The organism is Mesorhizobium sp. M6A.T.Ce.TU.016.01.1.1 (assembly GCF_003997065.1).
In the GTDB taxonomy this organism is placed as follows: Bacteria; Pseudomonadota; Alphaproteobacteria; order Rhizobiales; family Rhizobiaceae; genus Mesorhizobium; species Mesorhizobium mediterraneum.
In genome coordinates this window covers 37,910-57,416 of record NZ_RZTJ01000011.1, presented here as the reverse complement: position 1 = coordinate 57,416, position 19,507 = coordinate 37,910, and the positions used below count along the sequence as shown (strand labels likewise).

Below are 19,507 nucleotides of genomic sequence, written 5' to 3'. Positions count from 1 at the left end.
AGGCTTGGCGAATTTCAGCTTCGCCACACCGATCGTCATTGTCCTCCGTCCGGAAGGAGGAAACCCTTTTCCGCCGGCCATGTCAGCCACACGGAATTGCCCTTGCTGAGCGCCGAGGCGGCAACCTCGTTCGGCACCGAGACCGTCACCTTGGCGCCCTGGCGTGTCGTCAGATCGAGCCGCGTCGCAGCGCCAAGATAGGTCGAGGCGACCGCGGTGGCGGCGATGCCGTTCTCGCCCGCTGCCGCTTCGGGCGCGATTGACATGTATTCTGGCCGGATCGCCAGGATGGCGTTGCTGCCGACCGCGTTGGCATTGCCGCGCAGGTTGATGGTGCGGTCTTCGCACAGGCCGGTGGCGCCATTGTCGGCATTGCGCACGCCCTTCAGCGGCAGCATGTTGATCTCGCCGAGGAACTCGGCGACGAAACGGTTGGCCGGCCGGTCGTAGACCTCGTCCGGCGCGCCGACCTGCAGCAATTTGCCGTGGTTGAAGATGGCGACGCGCGACGACAGCGCCAGCGCCTCGCTCTGGTCGTGGGTGACGAAGACGAAGGTGGTGCCCGTCTCCTGGTGCAGCCGCTTCATCTCGGCCTGCATCTGGCCGCGCAGGCCCTTGTCGAGCGCTGAGAACGGCTCGTCGAGCAAAAGCACGCCCGGCTCGAATACCAGGGCGCGTGCCAGCGCGACGCGCTGCTGCTGACCGCCGGACAATTGCGACGGCAGTTTCTTCTCGTGGCCCTTCAGCCCGACGCGCTCGATCATCTCACTGACGCGTCGCTTGATCTCGGCCGACGATCTCTTGCGCACCTTGAGCGGGAAGGCGATGTTGGCCTCGACACTCATATGTGGGAACAGCGCGTAGCCCTGGAACACCATGCCGGCGGCGCGCTGCTCGGCCGGTCGCTCGGTGATGTCGACGCCGTCGCTGTAAAGGCGGCCGTCGGTGGGCTGAATGAAGCCGGCAAGGATCATCAGGAAGGTGGTCTTGCCCGAGCCTGACGGGCCGAGCAGGGTCAGGAACTCACCGCGGCCGATATCGAGCGTCAGATCGTCCAGCGCACGGAATGAGCCGAAGCTCTTGCCGATCCCGATTGCCTTGATCTCTGCGGCCCGGCCGGGTTGCTGCATCCTGCCTTTGTCCTCAATGCTGATTGAAATCGTAGGCAGGGCGGCGGCTTACCGCAACCGAATAGTTTTCGCCTGACCGGCAAATTTGATTCATCTATGCAGCTAATCTCCCCCCTCGAGGGGGAGATGTCGCCGAAGGCGACAGAGGGGGTCGCTGCGCGTGGAGTGGCGACTTCCTCTTTCTTTGAAAGCAGATCGGGCCGAGCCCAGTCGGACCAACCCCCTCTGGCCGCTTCGCGGCCATCTCCCCCTCAAGGGGGGAGATTAACGCTGGTTCTCCGACAGCTTCGACCGCAACCATCCACTAAAAACATTCAGCACCGGATGCCCGGCCTTCGCATGCTCTGACACGAGAAAATACGACCGCGGTGATTTGATCGCGATGTCGAACGGGCGCACCAGCCGGCCTTCGCTCAGCGCCCGGCGGCTGGTCAGCTCGTCGCCCATGGCGATGCCCTGGCCGGCGATCGCCGCCGAGAAAACCAGGTTCATGTCGGAAAAGAAGATGCCGCCCTCGATGTCGGGATTCTCGACCTTCGACAGCGCCAGCCAGCGCGCCCAGTCCTCGGTGTCGCCGAGATGCAGGAGATTGGCGCGCAGCACGTCGGCGGGCTTGGAAAAGCCGCCGATCTTGTTGAGCAGCGTCGGGCTGCACAGCGGCGTGAACGAGATCTCGCACAACAGCTCGACCGCGCGGTTCGGCCAGTTGCCGACGCCGAAGGCGATAAAGGCGTCGGCCTCGGCATTGCTGACATCGTCCAGCCGCCGCGGCGTCAGGATGCGCAGCGCGACATCGGGGTACATCTGCCGGAATTCGCCAATGTGAGTGCACAGGAACAGCGAGGCGAAGCCCGGGGTGCAGCTGACGCTGAACGAGCCGCCGACGCCGGTGCCGGCATGGCGCGTCACCGCATCGCCCAGCACTGTCAGCGCCTTACGCACGTCGCTGGCATAGCGCTGGCCGCGCGGCGTCAGCGCCACGCCCTTGCCGATGCGCTCGAGCAGGTCGAAGCCGAGATCGCGTTCGAGCAGGCGCAGCTGATGGCTGACGGCGCTGCGGGTCAGATGCAGTTCGTCGGCGGCGCGCCAGACGCTGCCGTGTCGGGCAAAACTGTCGAGGGCGCGCAGCGCCTGCGTCGATGGAATTCTCAAGAGGTGAACCGAATTTGCATGAGCCGGGAAAACATATCACTTTTTGGCGAGGCGCTTCACTGCTTTCTTTGACCGATGGAGGAACCGGTGACCACCTCAGCCCAAGCGACCGCGCTTGCCTGTCTGGACGACGTCCAGCCGTCGCTGTCGGCGTGGACGCGGACGATCTTCGATTTCGGCGAGACCGCCTGGCGCGAATACCAGTCGGCCGCCTGGTATGTCGAGCAGTTGAAGTACGAAGGCTTTTCCGTCGAGGAAGGCTCCGGCGGCATGCCCACCGCCTTCTGCGCCCACTGGACCAATGGCGCCGGGCCGACCATCGGGATGTATGCCGAGTATGACGCGGTGCCCGGCAATTGCCAGGACGCAGCGACTGTGAAGCGTCCGCGTCCGGGACTTGGCGAACAGGCCGGAGGCCACACCGATCCGCATTCCGGGCTCGGCGTTGCCAGCCTGGGCGGGCTTTTGGCGACCAAGGCGGCGATGCAGCGCCACGGTATACCGGGCACGCTGCGCTTCACCGGCGAGCCGGCCGAGAAGGTGCGGGGGTCGAAGCCGATCCACGCGGCAAAGGGCTACTACGATGGCCTCGCCGGCATGATCTCCTTCCATCCCTTCTACATGCTGCCGCTCTGCAACACCGCGCGCTGGGACACGCATTGCGGTGCGGCCTATGCGATGATCTACCGCTTTGTGTGCGACGAACCCCAAAATTGGGTTCGCGCAAGCGATGGCGCGCCGATCCCGCAGGCGCATTCGGCGATCAGGGCTCCCGGCGCCAATGACGCGCTCATGATGATGTACATGGCGTCCAAGGCGCTGCGCGATTCCATGCTGCCGCATCAGGGCGGCTGGTCGATCAGCGAGGCGATCCTGACGGCAGGACAGGCGACCGCCGACAATCTGCCGGCGGGGCTGGCCGAGATCCAATACATGATCCGCGTGCCGACCTTGGCGATGGCTGAGCAGGTGACCGCCGTGCTCGACCGCAATGCGGAAGCCGCCGCTAAGATGAGCGGCTGCCGCCATGAGCGGCACTGGGTGTCGAAGTCGCGGCCGGGGCTGGCCAATCACGCAATGTCAGGCATCGCCTATGAGGCGCTGTCGACCGTCGGGCCGCCGCGCTGGGACGAGGCGGCCAAGGCGATCGCGCGCGAAATCCAGGTCAATGCCGGCGGCACGGCGACCGACGAGCCGTTCATCGCCGAGCTGGAGCAGCTGATTGCGCCGCAGGACGCAGAGGCGATCCTGCGCCGCGACTTGCCGCCGTCGCAGCTCAATTCGACCTCCGACGATTACACCGACATGTCGTGGCACACGCCGACGGCGCGGTTCTACGTCGCCCGCCCGGCGCTGCGTTCCGAGAATGGCCGCGCCTATCCGTCCTGGGCGATGAACGCGCTGGGCGGCATTTCCGCGACGATCGATCCGATGGTCACCTGCGCGTCGAAGACGATTGCGCTGGCAGCACTTCGCCTGCTGGAGGACAAGGCCGCCCGCGATGCGGCGATGGACGAATTCGTCGCCCGCACCGGTGGCGGCATCGGCGGCAGCAAATGGCTGGCGCCGCTCTGCGACTATGAGCCGCCGATCCATTTCCGCTGGCCGGAATATGTCACCACCCCGCGCGGACGGGACTGGTGGATACCAAGCAACCCGCAAGCCGCGTGATCACCCAAGCCAGGAGAACCCCATGACCGTTCATGACCGCATCGTAGCAGAACCGTTTTCGCTGCAGCGTCGCAACCCGGCCGGCGGCACCAAGCCGCTGACCGGTTGGGGCTTTGCCAACGAGACCGATGTGCTGACCGACGTGCTGCTCGGCTCGCCGAATTTCCTGCGCCATCTCTCGACCAGCTCGCTGTCGCGAAAGCATCTGCGCGAGGCGCCCTGCAATGTCCAGATCGCGCAGGCGCAGCACAAGGACCTGGTCGCCGCCTACGAGCATTTCGGCGTCAACATCCATTGGCACGAGCCGACGCCGGAACTGCCGATGCAGGTCTACTCCCGCGATTCCAGCGTCATGACGCCGTATGGCGTCATCATCACCGCGATGGCCAATTGGTGGCGGCGCGGCGAGAACTACGCCGCGATCCGCACCTATGAGAAGCTCGGCATTCCGATCTACGACATGGTCACCGCGGGCACCTTCGAGGGCGGCGACTTCAACGTCATCGAGGACGGCGTGGTGCTGATCGGCTGCGGCGGCGCCCGCACGCAGGAGGAGGGCGCGCGCCAGGTCCAGGCCTGGTTCGACAAGGAGGGCTGGGAGACCCGCATCGCCTTCATCGACGAATATTATGTCCATATCGACCTGATGGTAGTGCCGATCGCCGAAAAGCTGACCGCCGTCTGCCTCGCCTGCACGGAGCCGGGCATCGTCGACTGGCTGAAGGGCAAGGGCCACGAGATCATCGACGTGCCGTTCCAGGATACGATGGCGCTCGGCTGCAACTTCATGTCGCTGGGCAAGGACAGGGTGATCGCGCCGACGTCCAGCCAGACGCTGATCGGTCAGCTCAAGGCGCGCGGCTTCGAGGTGGCGGCCATCGACATGAGCGAGATCTCGAAGACCGGCGGCGGCATCCACTGCATGGCGCAGGCGCTGAAGCGCGAGCCGGCCTGAGCGCCATTGTCAGCAACGTCGATCCCGCCTGGCTCGCGGCACGCGCCTACAGCACGATGAGCTTTCCCTTGCGCAGACGCCTGGCGCAACGATAGGCGAGGTCGGCGGCGACCATGTCTTCCATGGCAATGCCCATCGCCTTGTAGGTGGTGATCTGTTGATCCGAAACGCGGCCCGGCGCGCGGTCGATCAGCATGGCGCCAAGCTCGGTGCCGAAATCCGGATCGAAGCCGGCAAGCTCGCAAGAGCCGACCGGGGTCGGCTTGAATGCATCCTTGGTCTCGACAAAAAGACTGGATTTGCCGATGAGCTCGATCGGCATTTCACCGCCGGGCGGCGCCACCCCGACCGACGAGACATGCGTGCCCGGCTGGACCCAGCCTGCGTCGATCACCGGCTCGTAGGAGTGGGTCGCCAGGCACACCACGTCGGAACTGCGCACTGCCGCCTCGATGTCGGCGACCGCCACCACCGACGGATGCAGCCGGGCAAGCGCTGCCGCATCGTCGAAGCTCTTTGAAGCGACACGGATTTCGGCAAAGTCGCGCACCAGCGGCAACAGATGCAGGTGCTGGTTGGCCTGCACGCCGGCGCCGACCACGGTCGCAATCCTGGCGTCCCGGCGGGCAAGCGCGCGCACCGACAGCACGGCGGAGCCGGAGGTTCGCACCGCTGTTATGAAGGTGCCGTCCATGATGCAGACCGGCAGGCCGGACAGCGGATCGAACAGGCTGATGGTGGCGAGGTGGCTGGGCAAGTTCTTGGCCAGGTTGCCTTCGAAGACATTGACGATCTTGACGGTCAGGTTCATGCCCTCCATCCAGGCCGGCATGGCGAGGCTGTAGCCGGCCCCGGGGATGTCGAGTTGTGGTCGGGGTGGATTGACGACCTTGCCTTGTGACAGCGCCTTGAAGCCGTCTTCCAGAACATCGAGAAGCTGGCTGAGGTCGATGCATTCCATCACGTCGGTTTCGCTCAGCACCAGGATCTCGGTCGCTCCCTTGCTGATTTCCGCCGCACTCTTGCCGGCTGGGCTGAACGCTTCCTTGGTCATCCTGCACTCCCTGTGTTCGTCGAATTGGCTCACCACGTTCGCTTTGAGTGGGTGAGGGAAGCGCAGGCTATTGCGGGGTTTTATGTGATGAAATACGTTTATTTTGACATCTCTGCGTGAAATTAGCATATAAATCCCTGAGATAGCGTGGATTGTGAGATGGGCGATCTCGACCAGATAGACCGCAGCCTGCTCCGGCTGCTGCAGGAGGACGGGCGCCGGACGACGCTTGATCTTGCCGGGCGTGTCGGGCTCTCGCCGACCGGAACCAGCCAGCGGGTGAAGCGGCTGTTCCGCGACGGGTTCATCACCGCGGTCAGGGCCGTGCTCGATCCGCGCAAGGTCGGCCGGGGAACGCTGGTGTTCATCGAGGTCCGGCTTGACCACACGGCGCCGCATGTCTTTGACCGCTTCGCCGAAGCCGTGGCGAAAGCTCCGGAGGTTCTGGAGTGCCATATGGTGGTTGGCGGTTTCGATTATCTGGTCAAGGCGCGGATCGCCGATATGGCGGTGTTCCAGGATTTCCTGCAGCGGGTCATCCTGCCACTGCCCGGCGTGCGCGAAACGCACACTTTCGCCTCCATCGCCGATGTCAAGCCGAACGCCCTGTTGCCGGTGTGATCAGGTGGAGGAGGAGAACGCTGTTCAGGGCGACCTGCATCGCATCTTTGCCATCTTATCGCTTCCCCTGGCGCGCCTCCGGGGCCGAGATGCCGGAGACCGGCTCTAGCCTTGCACGGTCAGCAGGTTCGCATCGCGCGCGAGCCGCCATGCACCATCCGCCTCCTTGCGCAGGAGCGTCAGCGCATATCCCGATCGATGGACCGGCTCGCCATTCGGCGGGGTCGCGGTCATGTCGATGCGGCTGCGGATGAAAGCCCAACTGCCGAGAAGCTGTAGTTCCACGATATCGCTCGTGCCGTCGATATGAACGCCGGCCGTCTCCTGCGCGGCTGCCGCGAAGATCTCCTTGTCGAAGGGCTCCCGGCCGGGAACCATGAAGATCGCGTCGTCCGTCATCAAGCTGAGGACGGTCGCGGTGTCTCCACGCTTGCTCGCATCCATCCACGTCTCGACCAGCTTTCGGATTGCTCTTTCGTCGTCCGTCATCCGTTATCTTCCTGGCTCCCCGCCGTCATCGGTACCGAACGGCGCTCCTCCCTCGCCGCAACATAGGGCACAGATCGCCCCGGTCATCGATTGCCGGTGTTTTATCGACGTCGCGCTGGGTGGGGCATGGTCCGTGAAATGGCAGGTCCGCGCCCTCTATGCCTACCGCCAGCCCCCCGAGGCGGTGATGCGCTCGCCGGTCAGCCAGGACGCCTCGTCGGAGGCGAGGAACACCGCGATTCGGGCGATGTCGTCGGGCTGGCCGAAGCGGCCGAGCGGGGTCATGGCGATGACCTGCTTCTCGAACTCGCTGCCGACGATGCCGATCCGCTGCAGGCCTTCGGTGTCGACGCCCCCGGGCGCGATGGCGTTGACGCGGATGTTGCGGACGCCCAGTTCTCGCGACATCGACAGCGTGATCGAATCCACCGCGCCCTTGGTGGCGGCGTAGACCAGCGAGTTCGGCTGCGGGTTGAGGCTGGCGACCGAGCTTATGTTGATGACGCTGCCGCCTCCGGCGCCGAAATGGTTCACCGCTTCCCGGATGGTCAGGATGGTGCCCAGCACATTGGTGTCGAACTCACGGTGGAATTCGGCCTCGGTCACCGCTTCCAGTGGCTCGAATGCGAAGACGCCGGCGTTGTTGACCAGGATGTCCACCGCGCCGAACGACGATTTGGCGGCCTCGAACAGGCGGCGCACGTCGGCCGCTTGCGACACGTCACCGTGGACGGCAATGGCTCGGCCGCCTGCGGCCTTGATCGCGGCAACGACGCGGTCCGCACCTTCCCGCGACGAAGCATAGTTGACGACCACGGCGGCACCGGCCGCCGCAAGACCCTTGGCGATGCCGGCGCCGATACCCTTGGAGGCGCCGGTGACGATGGCCACCTTGCCGTTCAGCTTGCTCATCAAATCTCTCCTTCGTTGACGATGAGCGGTATTTAATAGTGATGGGATAGCGTATTAGGATCGCCTCGATCGGTTCTTTCGTGCCTGGAATTCTGGAATGACCACCATCCTCGAAAAGACCGCCGGTCTCGTCGCCTTCGTGCGCACGGTCGATGCCGGTTCGTTCCATGCCGCCAGCCGGCTGGTCGGCTCCAGCCCGTCGGCGGTGTCGAAGAGCGTAGCGCGGCTCGAGCGGCGGCTGGGCGTCAGGCTGATCCAGCGCTCGACGCGCCGCCTGGCACTGACCAGCGAAGGCCTCGCCTATTACGAGCGGGTCGCGCCTTTGCTGAGAGCGCTCGACGATGCCGAGGACATCGTCCAGATGGCCGATACGGCGCGCGGCCTGCTGCGCGTCACGGCATCCGTCGAACTCGGGCGCGGCCTGATCGCCGCATGGGCGCAAGCGTTCCTGGCTCAGCACGGCGAGGTGAAGCTCGAGCTCAGCGTCACCGACCGCCACGCCGACCTGATCCGCGAAGGCTATGACGTCGCGGTGCGCATGGGGGCGCTGTCGGACACCGGGCTCATCGCTCGCAAGATCGCCAATCTGCCGATCGTGCTGGTGGCGTCGCCCGCCTATGTCGAACGGCGCGGCCGGCCGGCCTCGATCGAGGATTTGCAGAACCACGACTTCGTCCGCTACCAGATGGCCGGCCGGCCTTATCCCGTCACCTTGGCCGACGGCACGGTGATCGTGCCGAACGGGCGACTCGACACCGATGACGGCGGCGCCATCCGGCAAGCGGCGCTTGCCGGAGCCGGCATCGCGCATCTGATGCAGTTTGCCGTGCAGGACGATCTCGACACCGGCCGTCTGGTCCGCATCCTGCCCGAGGTGGCGATGCCGACCATGCCGGTGCACATCGTCCATGCGTATGGGCGGCAGCTACCGGTCCGTGCCCGGCTGTTCGTCGACTTCCTGGCGAGCCAGATGGCGGCGCTGACGCGATAGGGCAGGCGCTCCGTGGCAAAGACAGCGGCGCTTCCTCGATGGCCATGCGGTAGCCTTTGAGCGTCGCTGCGTTGAAGTTTAATATCAAGCCCTGGCGCGGCGCGACGTAACGAGAATCCCTGTCCATCGAGCTAAAACGTAATCTTCACCGAAGCGGCGCTGCGGTTCGCCGGCCCGTGAAAGACGGCCTCGATGTTGTTGCCGTCGGGATCGAGCAGGAAGGCGGCATAGTAGCCGGGATGGTAGTGCTGCCGCTCGCCCGGTGCGCCATTGTCCGTGCCGCCGCCATCGAGGCCGGCCTTGTAGAAGGCGTCGACCATCGCGCGGTCCTTTGCCTGGAAGGCAAGGTGGTGGCGCCCGGTCAGTTGCCCGTTGGCCGCCCGGCTGTCGATGCTGGAGACGAACAGCTCGTCGGCCCAGAAATAATCCTCGGCGCTGCCGCCGATGGGAACGTCGAGCACCTTGAAAACCGCCTCGTAGAAGCGGCGGCTGGCCTTGAGATCCCTGACCACCAGCTGGACGTGGTCGATGAGACGGCCGCGATGAAGTTCCATGCCTGTTAGCTCCTGATCGCCAGGTTGGAAATCTAGCTCAGGACAGTGCACGGTCAATGCAATGGAGCAATTGAGTGGGGCGATTTCCCGACTGGATAAAAAACGCAACCGGATTGTAGGATTCGAAATGTCGCCATCGTCCTTCGGACGCAAGCGGTGTGACGAAGCTCGAAAGAAGTCGCGCCGTGTCCAAACGATCTCGGGAGAAAAACATGAGCCTTTCCTATCGTTGGGTCATCGTCGCGGCAGGTGCTGTGATGACCTGTGTCGCCCTCGGGGCGATGTTCTCGCTGGCGATTTTCCTCGAACCGATGGCGCTCGACACAGATTGGTCGCGCGCCGGCATATCGAGCGCTATGACGCTGAACTTCCTGGTAATGGGCCTCGGCGGCTTCGCCTGGGGCGCCATTTACGATCGCTACGGCGCCCGCATCGTGGTGATGACAGGTGCGTTGCTGCTCGGGCTGGCGCTGGTGCTGGCCAGCCGCACCGGCTCGCTGCTTGTCTTCCAGATCACCTATGGCGTGCTCGTCGGCCTGGCGGCAAGCGCCTTCTTCGCGCCAATGATCGCGCTGACCGCCGCTTGGTTCGACACCAATCGCAGCTTGGCCGTTTCCCTGGTCTCGGCGGGCATGGGCGTGGCGCCGATGACGATCTCGCCCTTCGCGCAATGGCTGATCACGGCCTATGACTGGCGCACCGCCATGTTCGTCATCGGCGTCGCGGCATGGGCGCTGCTGGTGCCGGCCGCATTGCTGGTGCGCCAGCCGCCCAAGCCTGCCGCCGACGGCGCAGCCGCCGATATTGCCGCCAACGATACCGGCATGTCAGTTCCACAAGCGTTCCGCTCGCCGCAATTCATCGTTCTGGCACTGACCTTCTTTGCCTGCTGCGCGGCGCATTCCGGGCCAATCTTCCACATGGTGAGCTATGCGATGCTGTGCGGCATAGCGCCGATGGCGGCGGTCAGCATCTACAGCATCGAGGGCCTGGCCGGCTTAGGCGGCAGGCTTCTATACGGCGTGCTTGCCGACCGGCTGGGGGTCAAGCCGGTGCTGATTACCGGTCTGGCGATACAGTCCGTGGTCATCGCAGCCTATCTCGCCGTCAGCGAGCTTGGTCAATTCTACACGCTCGCCATCATCTTCGGCGCCACCTATGGCGGCGTGATGCCGCTCTATGCGGTGCTGGCGCGCGAATATTTCGGCCAGCGCATCCTCGGCACGGTGTTTGGTGCCGTCACCATGCTGTCCAGCATCGGCATGGCCTTCGGCCCGCTCGCCGGCGGCATGGTGTTCGATGCCTATGCCAGCTATTCTTGGCTGTTCATCGGCTCGGCCCTTGTCGGGCTCGGCGCGGTGGCGGTGGCGATCGCCTTCCCGCGGCTGCCGCGCAGGGAGTTGCAACCGGCGTAAGGATTGGCCGAGAGTGGGCGCAGGGGGTCAAAAGTGGACATAAACTATGCCGGCTTTTGTCCCCCAACTACGAGACCCGATCGGCAACGATGGGAGCTTTGTGCTCTGTTTAGGTCAGGTCTGTGGGCCCGTTTCCTCTTGATTAGCGATCGATCATGCTGCATTGCAGCGCGCTCACGCCAATACGAAGTGTGGATAAGTCGGGGATTCGGACGCAAAACTGCCAAAATAGGCAATTTCGGGCGGTTTTCGCGCATTTCGCAGGCGTACCTCACGCGACTATTTCAGTCACGTTAACATTTTGTGTTGCGGCGCAGCATTTTTTTCCTATCGTCGGGCTTGGGGCATTCGATGGCGTGAAGAGACTCTCCTTGGCAATTCTCCCTGGAGGCCCGGTGAAGCGTGGTGTTGAGGCAATCTGCAATCTGGTGGACCCACTGGCGGGGATTGGCGCAGAGCCATTCGGTCGCCCCGCCCGGACCTCTGGAGCACGCGCAAGACGCTGCGCTTCGAGCAAAAACGATCAGCCATGTTGCGCCGTCATCCGCAAAGTGGCCCGCGGCGAACGCGTGCGGCGGCGGCAATTTCGGCGGAGACATCCAACTGGCGGGCGCGGCCGATGAGACGCGACACGCAATTGGACGCGCTGAGGGCCATCGCGGTGACGATGGTGATGTATTCGCATTTCTTTGCGGCGGGAGGTTCTTCCTTCTGGGGCCACATCGGCGTGCGATTGTTCTTCGTGCTGAGCGGGTTTCTGATCACGCGCCTTCTTCTGGACGCGCGCTCGGCCGCTGAATTCGAAACGGCGCCAGCACTCAAATCCTTCTACATCAGGCGGGCGCTGCGCATATTCCCTCCCTACTTTGCCGTGCTGGGTTTCGTTTGGCTGGTCGATCTGGAGCAGTCGAGGGGATCGCTGGTCTGGCATGCGCTTTATCTGTCGAATTTCTGGTTCGCGCTGCGCAATGAATGGACGCCGTGGGTCCTCGCCCATCTTTGGAGCCTGAGCATCGAGGAGCAGTTCTATATCGTCTGGCCATTGATCGTCTTGCTGGCGCCGCGCCGGCGTCTTCAATCGATCTGTATCGGCGTCATCCTGCTGTCGCTGTCGTATCGCTTTTACTGGCCGATCGCTGGAAGTCCCGACCTTGCCCGCGACCTGCTTCCGCCGGCATCGATGGACGCGCTGGCGTCAGGCGCGCTGCTTGCAGTCTACCGAACCAGAACCGCAGCCTTGCCGCAGTGGCTGCGACTTGGCTGGCCGGCACTCGCGGCCGCGTTTTTCGTCTTGCAGTGGCTTGCGCCGACGCCGGCAAATCCCGTGCAGGAATGGGGCCGCTGGGTGCTGCTGGAAGTCCTGCCTCTCGCGCCGCTTGTAGTGGTCGTTGCGAGCTGCTCGTCCGGCCTTGGCGGTTATCGGGGGAGGCTTCTCGAACTGCCGCCACTACTGGCGCTTGGCCGCGTCAGCTATGGCGTTTACCTGTACCATCCGATCGTCCTGTCGCTCGCCGTCATGTCCCAGCCTTGGATCCCGCTCAACGTCTCGGAGCAAGGACCGGGGCGATTCCTGGTTGCGGGAACGGCGACCCTCATCGTGGCTTCAGTCTCATGGCTGTTTTTCGAAAAGCCGCTCAACAGCCTCAAGCGCCATTTTCCCTATGTTGCGCCAAGAGCCGGCGCCGTCATCCCGACAGGCGTCAAAACGAACGGTGGCGGGTGGCTCGGGAGGACAGCAGGAGCCCGTTTCAGTGGCCCGCTTGATGGCCGCACATCATCCTTGGCACGCGACCTCCCGCGAACGGATCGGAGCTGACCATGGCCGCTCCCTTGGTGTCCGTTCTGCTGCCGATCTATAATGCCGGACCTTATCTGGCTGCCGCGCTCGGCAGCATCCTGCGGCAGGATTACGATCGCCTGGAGATCATTGCGATCAACGACGGATCGACGGATAATTCCCTGCAGATCCTGCAGAATTACCGCAAATCTGACAATCGCATCTCCATCCTCTCCCGTGAAAACCGCGGCCTCGTCGCAACCTTGAACGAAGGGCTAGGTGTGGCTCGGGGCGATCTGGTCGCCAGGATGGACGCGGACGATATCGCCTATCCCTGGCGCTTGTCACGTCAGGTAGCGCTCTTCAACCAGCGGCCCGACCTTGCTCTGTGTGGCGCGGGCGTGGATTTCCTGCTTGGCAACCGCATCGTCAAAGGCCTGCCCGATCCGGCGCTCCAGGAAAATCTCCTTCGGATATTGTCGAGGTTCTTCACGATATTCATGCATCCTACAGTGGTTTATAATAGGAACGTCATAAGGGGCGGCGATCTATATTACGACGGGAGCTACAGGCACGCCGAAGATTTCGATCTCTTCAGACGGCTTACCGACCGTTACCCGGCCGCAATGATCCCCGAAAACCTGATTGCCTATCGTATCCACGGCGAAAGCGTGACGAACAGGCACAAGGGGGAAATGCGGAGGACACATTTGAAGATCGTGGCCGAGACCCTTGAGCGGGAGGAACTCGCGCAAAACACGCGGGACCTGCGCGACATCGGCGATGTTGTCTCGACGGATACGGTAGGCCGTGCCGCCGAATGGCTTCTGGCACTGGAAGCGAGAATTTCCGGACTGCCGGCGGAAACGAGGCCTAGCTATGAGGCCGGCACGCTGAACCTGTTCTATTTCCTCTACCAACTCATATCAGATGAGATGCAACCGCTGCTGACGCACGAGTTCCTGACGCGGACCGCGAAATGGGACCTCATTCGGCGTCGCGAGCGGTACGCATTGCGTGCTGGCGCTTACGCGCCGCGGTTCAGTCTCGTCTCGATGTCGGCGACCAGGCAGGTCGACGCCTTGTCGCGGTACTTGCAGTCCGTGCCGGCCGCAGCGGTTCTGCCTTCCCTTGGGTCGAGCTAGAATGACAGTCAAATCCCACCAGCTTCTGCAGCACAACCGCGCGACGATGCCTGCGGCCAATTCGGTCGGGTCGCAGCATGGACCAGCGCCCGAGGTCAGCTTCATCGTCTGCACACGCAACCGCGTTGCGGTGCTTGAGCCTTGCATCAAGTCGATCCAGGCCGCGTGCCGTGCCCATCCTGCCTTCGCGGCCGAACTCGTGGTTGTCGACAACGGCTCGACCGACCGCACGGCAGAGCGCCTGGCCAGCATCGCCGAACTGTCGGACATTCCATTGAAGGCTATTTGCGAGCCACGACCCGGATTGGCCGCGGCCCGCAACGCCGGCCTGGCGCGCGCACGGGGCCGTGTGCTGGTCTTCGTCGATGATGATTGCCAAGTCCATGGTGACTATCTCAGCGATTTGCAGCGACACTATGCGACCGGGGAACGGGTCGTCCGGGGAGGCCGCGTCGAGATCGGCGATGCCAGGGATCTGCCGTTCACGATCAAGCGGTCGCCGGTCCGCGAGCGGCTTACATCGGACGTTCATCCCGGCGGCTTTGTGCTGGGATGCAACATGACGATGCACCGCGATGTTGCGGCCCGTATCGGGCTTTTCGACGAGCGGTTCGGCGCGGGCGGCCCACTGCGTTCCGCGGAGGATACGGATTACCTTGTGCGAGCGGTGCTGCTCGGCATCCCGGTCGAATATGTGCCCGATATGACGATTTTCCACCATCACGGCCGGCGAGATCGCAAAGCCATCGAAAAGCTCCACCGCGACTACAGCATGGGCAATGGCGGGCTGTGCCTGAAACATGTTCGCCATGCGCCCTGGCTGCTTCGCCATTTCTACTGGGCAGTCAGATCGGCTTTCCGGGAATTGGTGAAGGGTCCTGCGTTCGATCGCGAACTCAAGCTGTCGCACTGGCCGATCGTCGCCATGAATATGCTCGGCGCGGCCAAGTTCGCCGTGCTTTTGCTGGCGAGATGGCCGCAGGCGCCGCAAGTGCGGCAGGATCAACAAGCACAGGATCAACAGGCAAATGCCGAGGCGAGGGTGAATACGCCATAATGCGACTGGTTCCGCCGAGCCTGCCGATGCTGCGCCGCGCGCTTGGAAGGAAGCAGTTGCGCCTGCTTCCCGCCGTGGTGCTTCTCGGCCTTGTCGGCGCCGCCCTCGAAGGCTTCGGCATAGGCTTGATCATCCCCCTGCTGGGCATCATCATGGGGCAGGGGGATCAAGCTGGGATGGCCGGCTTTTCCGCCGTGTTCCAGCACGTCGGATCGAGCTTGAGCGAGCGCGACCGGCTGATCGTCATCTCGGCCGCCATCCTCGGCTCGATCGTCCTGAAGAACGTCTTCGCCTTCGCAAACACGCTGCTGACGACCTTTATCTATGGCAAAGCCAGCCATTCGATCCGCAGCGCGCTGTCGGAGCAGCTGCTGCGGGTGGGTTACCCATTCTTCCTGCAGCAAAGTCCCGGACGGCTGCTCAACATCATCTCCAACGAATCCTGGCGGGCATCGGATGCGATCCAGATCATGCTGGCGGCCATCGTCAGCGCCTCGGCTGCAATCATCCTGCTGGTCTTTCTGCTCCTGCTTTCGTGGCAGATGACACTTTTGGTCACACTGGGATTGGTGCTCGTTCAGATCGCGCACGCTGTGCTGTCAGCCAATTTGAAGGCGCCCAGCCGCAGCGTCGCCTCGCGCAACAGCGATCTCGCCTCGCAGATGCTCCACCTCGTGCATGCCGGGCGTCTGATCCGCATTTTCGGACAGGAGAGCCGCGAGAAGGCGGTATTCGATCGGGCATCGGATGGGGTTCGCCGCGCTGCTTTCGTCCTGCTTACCCGTCAGGGCGCGTTGCCGCCGCTGACCGAGGTCCTCCACGCGATGCTCTTTCTGGCGGTGGTGATCGGCGCCTGGTTCGTGGGCGTGAGTTTCCCGCTGATCGTCGCGTTCGTCATCCTGCTCTACAGGCTGCAGCCGTATATGCGGGCTTTGCAAATGGCCTGGAGCCAGTTGCAGGGCTTGAGCGGATCGCTTGAAGAGGTGGTCTGGATGCTGGATCCATCCGACAAGCCCGAGCCTCCACAAGGCAGCGGACCCTTTCGCGGCTTGGGCCAGGGAATCAAGTTCGATGACGTGACCTTTACCTATTCCGGCAAGGACCGGCGCGCCGTGGTGCTGCATTCGGCGGCTTTCGAAATCCGCAGCGGCCGCTCGACGGCGCTGATCGGCCGGTCAGGCGCGGGCAAGACGACAATCGTCAATCTCCTGTGCCGCTTTGTCGAACCTGATACCGGTAGAATTCTGGTCGATGGATCACCCCTCGACCAGATCGATCCCAGCCAATGGCGAAGGCATATCGCGCTTGCCAGCCAGGACCTGGAACTGGTGGATGGCACCATCTTTGAAAACATAATCTACGGGCAGGACGACGCCTCGGCCGGCGACGCCGAGCGCGCTGCGAGGCTGGCCGAAGCACATGAATTCATTGAACATCTGCCGCAAGGCTACGAGACGATCGTCGGCTACAGGGGCGTCAATCTTTCAGCGGGACAGCGGCAGCGGATCGCACTGGCGAGAGCCCTGGTGCGCGATCCCGACATCCTCATCCTGGACGAAGCCACCAATGCGGTGGACGGACTGTCGGAAGCGGCAATCGTCGAAACCCTGAAGTCGAGGGCCGGCCGCCGCACGACCATAGTCATCAGCCATCATCACAGCACCATCTCGTTCTGCGACGACGTGGTGATCCTGAGCGGCGGCCGTGTGAAAAAGCAGGCGCCCTTTGCTGCGCTGGCATCGCTCAGCATGGATGAGCTCTATCAGCATGAACCGCTCGACTGACGAGGGCTGCGATTCTGCCTGGCGCGGTCGCGCCTTGCCGCGGGCGGCTGCAACCGGCGTAGGGGCGAGCAGGGCTGAGTGACGTCATTTGCCGGGCACGCCCGGGAAAAGTGTCACCAATTTCTGCTCGGCCGCCGCCCAGGCTCGGGCGTGGTAATGCCGCAGCAGCAGGATGCTTGTAACGAAAGCCAAATTCCGGAAATAACTCCGAGCGACATTCCCGAGCCGATTACCGATGTTGCCACTATGCCCGTAAAGACGCCTGCGATCGCGCCGCTGATCGTACTCACCATGCCTGCGGTCGTCATGAAATACTGCAGGGGCGACGGGTTGAAGCCCTTGTCGACGAGCACCGCCGAGCGGTCATCATGCGTGGAATGGATGAGGTACTTTTGCATGATTGGCGCGATTTCGACGTAATAGTGCCGGATCCGCGCCATGCCACGAGCGTGCACCATATCCTCGATCGCAACCTGCACGGCGCGCACGAAGGTGACCAGACCGATGAAGAACAGGCAAGGCAGCAGGATCAGGCTGAACAGCACGAAAGGCATACCCATTTCCGTGACTTGCGCGACGAATGACAGAGCGATCGTTACGCTTGAGACCGACGTGAGGAACAGATTGGCGCGCTGGTTCGCTTCTTGAATCGTGGCTGCGCGGGCGGTCTGCAGCACGAAGTGCTCGGTTGTCATGCACTGCAGAACTTGCTGCGTGTTGTTGCTCTCTTTCGTCATTGCGTCCTCCTTCGGCCGGCCCAACCACAACGCGACCAAAGGCGACTATGATCGGCCTGCCGGTTTTCCGCAGCCCACCGGGCGAAGCCGAGGGAGAACGTCGAGGAGTGCAAAGTGTTGCAAGGGAGCCTTCGGGTCGCAGTCGCCCGCGGCAGCTATCCGCCCTGTCGCAAGCCAAGTGTCGCGCTGCTCTGGGTGATCCGCTCCTCAAGAGGCGGCTGCTTCGGGCACGCCTTCCAAACAAAGCCATTTATGCTTTCGGGCAGGCCAATGGAGCATGATCGGGGGCGGGAATTCCGGGTCCTCCAGACAGCCGACCGATACCGACAGCGCATCCTTCAGCGCTTCTGCCCGCATGAAAACGACCGACCCGCACGTGGTGCAGAATGTCTGCTCCAACCATTGCCCCGACGAGCCGGTTCTGCGCCAGGATCTGGTCTCGCCTTTCTGGCCGACAAGCGCGGAGTCGGCATAGATCGCCCGATACGAGAACGCCGTTCCGGTACATCGCTGGCACTCCAGGCAACTGCACGCATAGACGCGTCGCGGCTCTCCGGCGAGGACGAGCTCCACGCCCCGGCACGAGCAGGTCGCGGTTCTTCTCGTCTTGCCGCTATGCATTCGCTGGCTCCCGGCTCCGGCGCGGCACGCCGTTTCGAAACAAGGGCGCGAGAGATGCGAAATCATCTTCCGTGCGCCCGCGCGAAAGCGCCTGTTGAAAGATCATATCCATGGCGTGCGGCATAGCCGCGTCGAGCCCTCGCTCCTCGCATGCCTCAAGCAGGTGCTGGAAGGCGCTGTAGTGGGCACCCAATGAGGCGAGGGTTGCGTCGTCGCCGGCAAAACGGCGCGCATTTGTTCTATCCACCACGTCGAACAGAGCGGCATCGACGACCGGCTTGAATGCGGAAAGATGGCTCCTGAACGTCTCCAGGTCGAGCCCTTCAGCCTCGGCGACAGCCATGCCCTGGAGTGCCCCGAAGAGCCCGCCCCACATCTGGGTGAGCAGAGCGGTATCGAGCGCAGAGGCCTGGCCCGGCAGCTCGCCGACATAGCTCGTGCCGCCGCCGAGCGCGAAAAGCAGGGGCTTGTGCTTCTCGTAAACGTCGCGGGAACCCGAATAAAGCAGCGCGGTCTCTGGTTTGCCTATGAAATCCGGAGTGGCCATGATCGCGCCGTCCAGATAGCCGGCACCATGCGCCTCCACCCAGCGCGCTTCTTCCCGGGCCAGACGCGGTGAGCCGGAGGTGAGTTGCACGACGGCTTTGCCGGCCAATGCCGAAGCGATGCCGTCCCGCTTCAGCAAAGCATCGCTGGCGGCATAGTCGAGAACATTGATGATCACGATTTCGGCCGCCTGGATGCCAGCCTGCACCGAGGGGGCGACCTTCGCGCCAAGGGCCGCCAATGGATCGCACTTTGCCGCGGTCCGATTCCAGACCCATGTCGTGTAGCCGCGATCGAGCAGCGTTCGAGCAATGGACGAGCCCATTCGGCCCGCGCCGAGCACGCAGACATTTGATGTCATAATAATTTCTCCGATAGACTGATGGCCCTCTCGACGAGGGTCCGTTTTATGTTTGGCGCGCTCGATCCGAAGATATAAATTCTTGCTGCGTTGAGAAGTACGCACCTTGAGGTAAGCTATCGCCATCATGACAGGAGCTGCCAAATGAGGCGCAAGGAACCAGACAGCTGCGGTTTTGCTGCCGCGCTGCAGGCCATCGGCGGAAAGTGGAAAACCTCGCTGCTATGGGAACTGCACCTGCGGCCATACCGCTTTGCCGAACTGCGCCGGTTGCTACCTGGCGTCAGCGAGAAGGTGCTCACGCAGCAATTGCGGCAGATGGAAGCCGACGGACTCATCAGCCGGCGCGCCTATGACGAGGTGCCGCCTCGCGTGGAATACTCGATCACGCCGCTCGGCTTTAGCCTGAACGATGCGGTGACTGTCATGTCGGCGTGGGGCAAGCACCACGAGACATGGAAATCCCAGCGTAAAGCGGCCTGACGCGGGCATCGGCGTCGCGTCGGTTTAGTATCAACCGCGCGAGCGGCGGCCT

The 19,507-nt window shown here is 63.3% G+C and carries 19 protein-coding genes; 10 read left to right on the top strand and 9 right to left on the bottom strand.

Annotated features, from left to right (window positions below):
* Positions 1–35: 35 nt before the first annotated feature.
* Complete coding sequence (locus tag EOC94_RS20195) at positions 36–1,130, bottom strand: ABC transporter ATP-binding protein (RefSeq protein WP_127292972.1); 1,095 nt, start codon at positions 1,128–1,130, stop codon at positions 36–38.
* Between the two features lie 264 nt (positions 1,131–1,394).
* A complete protein-coding gene (locus tag EOC94_RS20190) occupies positions 1,395–2,282 on the bottom strand; it encodes a LysR substrate-binding domain-containing protein (RefSeq protein ID WP_095489195.1) in 888 nt (295 codons plus the stop codon).
* A 75-nt stretch (positions 2,283–2,357) separates the two neighbouring features.
* Between EOC94_RS20190 and EOC94_RS20185 the strand changes: the two genes are divergently transcribed.
* On the top strand, positions 2,358–3,953 hold the full coding sequence (locus EOC94_RS20185; protein ID WP_185928284.1) for an amidohydrolase: 1,596 nt from the start codon (positions 2,358–2,360) through the stop codon (positions 3,951–3,953).
* Between the two features lie 22 nt (positions 3,954–3,975).
* Positions 3,976–4,908: a dimethylarginine dimethylaminohydrolase family protein gene (locus EOC94_RS20180; protein ID WP_095489196.1), complete on the top strand. Its 933-nt coding sequence runs from the start codon at positions 3,976–3,978 to the stop codon at positions 4,906–4,908.
* A gap of 46 nt (positions 4,909–4,954) precedes the next feature.
* Here the strand turns inward: EOC94_RS20180 and EOC94_RS20175 are convergent, their stop codons facing one another.
* On the bottom strand, positions 4,955–5,962 hold the full coding sequence (locus EOC94_RS20175) for an ornithine cyclodeaminase family protein (protein WP_127292967.1): 1,008 nt from the start codon (positions 5,960–5,962) through the stop codon (positions 4,955–4,957).
* A 159-nt stretch (positions 5,963–6,121) separates the two neighbouring features.
* On the opposite strand from EOC94_RS20175, the gene EOC94_RS20170 reads away from it, so the two are divergent.
* On the top strand, positions 6,122–6,583 hold the full coding sequence (locus EOC94_RS20170; protein WP_095489198.1) for an Lrp/AsnC ligand binding domain-containing protein: 462 nt from the start codon (positions 6,122–6,124) through the stop codon (positions 6,581–6,583).
* Between the two features lie 105 nt (positions 6,584–6,688).
* On the opposite strand, the gene EOC94_RS20165 is transcribed toward EOC94_RS20170, so the two are convergent.
* Positions 6,689–7,072, bottom strand: coding sequence for an SgcJ/EcaC family oxidoreductase (locus EOC94_RS20165; RefSeq protein WP_095489199.1), 384 nt, complete (start codon positions 7,070–7,072; stop codon positions 6,689–6,691).
* 162 nt (positions 7,073–7,234) lie between these two features.
* Complete coding sequence (locus EOC94_RS20160) at positions 7,235–7,984, bottom strand: glucose 1-dehydrogenase (protein WP_095489200.1); 750 nt, start codon at positions 7,982–7,984, stop codon at positions 7,235–7,237.
* A 97-nt stretch (positions 7,985–8,081) separates the two neighbouring features.
* Here EOC94_RS20160 and EOC94_RS20155 point away from each other — a divergent pair, with 97 nt between their 5' ends.
* Complete coding sequence (locus EOC94_RS20155; protein WP_095489201.1) at positions 8,082–8,975, top strand: LysR family transcriptional regulator; 894 nt, start codon at positions 8,082–8,084, stop codon at positions 8,973–8,975.
* A gap of 131 nt (positions 8,976–9,106) precedes the next feature.
* Here EOC94_RS20155 and EOC94_RS20150 read toward each other — a convergent pair whose 3' ends face one another.
* The gene (locus EOC94_RS20150) at positions 9,107–9,529 is read right to left on the bottom strand and encodes a VOC family protein (RefSeq protein ID WP_126105590.1); all 423 of its coding nucleotides are present in this window, start codon (positions 9,527–9,529) and stop codon (positions 9,107–9,109) included.
* 212 nt (positions 9,530–9,741) lie between these two features.
* On the opposite strand from EOC94_RS20150, the gene EOC94_RS20145 reads away from it, so the two are divergent.
* The 5 genes from EOC94_RS20145 (at position 9,742) to EOC94_RS20125 (ending at position 16,707) form a co-directional block, all read left to right on the top strand.
* Positions 9,742–10,944, top strand: a complete 1,203-nt coding sequence (locus EOC94_RS20145; RefSeq protein WP_095489203.1) for an MFS transporter — start codon at positions 9,742–9,744, stop codon at positions 10,942–10,944.
* 619 nt (positions 10,945–11,563) lie between these two features.
* Complete coding sequence (locus EOC94_RS20140) at positions 11,564–12,760, top strand: acyltransferase (protein ID WP_127292965.1); 1,197 nt, start codon at positions 11,564–11,566, stop codon at positions 12,758–12,760.
* A gap of 2 nt (positions 12,761–12,762) precedes the next feature.
* Positions 12,763–13,866: a glycosyltransferase gene (locus tag EOC94_RS20135; RefSeq protein ID WP_127292962.1), complete on the top strand. Its 1,104-nt coding sequence runs from the start codon at positions 12,763–12,765 to the stop codon at positions 13,864–13,866.
* A 46-nt stretch (positions 13,867–13,912) separates the two neighbouring features.
* Positions 13,913–14,923 (top strand): glycosyltransferase, encoded by a 1,011-nt coding sequence (locus tag EOC94_RS20130; protein ID WP_245465614.1) that lies wholly within the window; start codon positions 13,913–13,915, stop codon positions 14,921–14,923.
* Positions 14,920–16,707: an ABC transporter ATP-binding protein gene (locus tag EOC94_RS20125; protein WP_185928290.1), complete on the top strand. Its 1,788-nt coding sequence runs from the start codon at positions 14,920–14,922 to the stop codon at positions 16,705–16,707. The genes EOC94_RS20130 and EOC94_RS20125 overlap by 4 nt, the downstream gene beginning before the upstream one ends.
* A gap of 113 nt (positions 16,708–16,820) precedes the next feature.
* On the opposite strand, the gene EOC94_RS20120 is transcribed toward EOC94_RS20125, so the two are convergent.
* The 3 genes from EOC94_RS20120 to EOC94_RS20110 all read right to left on the bottom strand — a co-directional run bounded on the left by EOC94_RS20120 (position 16,821) and on the right by EOC94_RS20110 (position 19,101).
* A complete protein-coding gene (locus tag EOC94_RS20120; protein ID WP_245465606.1) occupies positions 16,821–17,444 on the bottom strand; it encodes a hypothetical protein in 624 nt (207 codons plus the stop codon).
* Positions 17,445–17,651: 207 nt separating this feature from the next.
* Complete coding sequence (locus EOC94_RS20115) at positions 17,652–18,065, bottom strand: GFA family protein (protein WP_127292953.1); 414 nt, start codon at positions 18,063–18,065, stop codon at positions 17,652–17,654.
* Positions 18,058–19,101, bottom strand: coding sequence for an NAD(P)-dependent oxidoreductase (locus tag EOC94_RS20110; protein ID WP_245461357.1), 1,044 nt, complete (start codon positions 19,099–19,101; stop codon positions 18,058–18,060). Before EOC94_RS20110 ends, EOC94_RS20115 begins: the two co-directional genes overlap by 8 nt.
* Positions 19,102–19,116: 15 nt before the next feature.
* Here EOC94_RS20110 and EOC94_RS20105 point away from each other — a divergent pair, with 15 nt between their 5' ends.
* Entirely contained in the window at positions 19,117–19,455 is a 339-nt protein-coding gene (locus tag EOC94_RS20105; protein WP_065008584.1) for a helix-turn-helix domain-containing protein, read from the top strand.
* Positions 19,456–19,507: the final 52 nt, after the last annotated feature.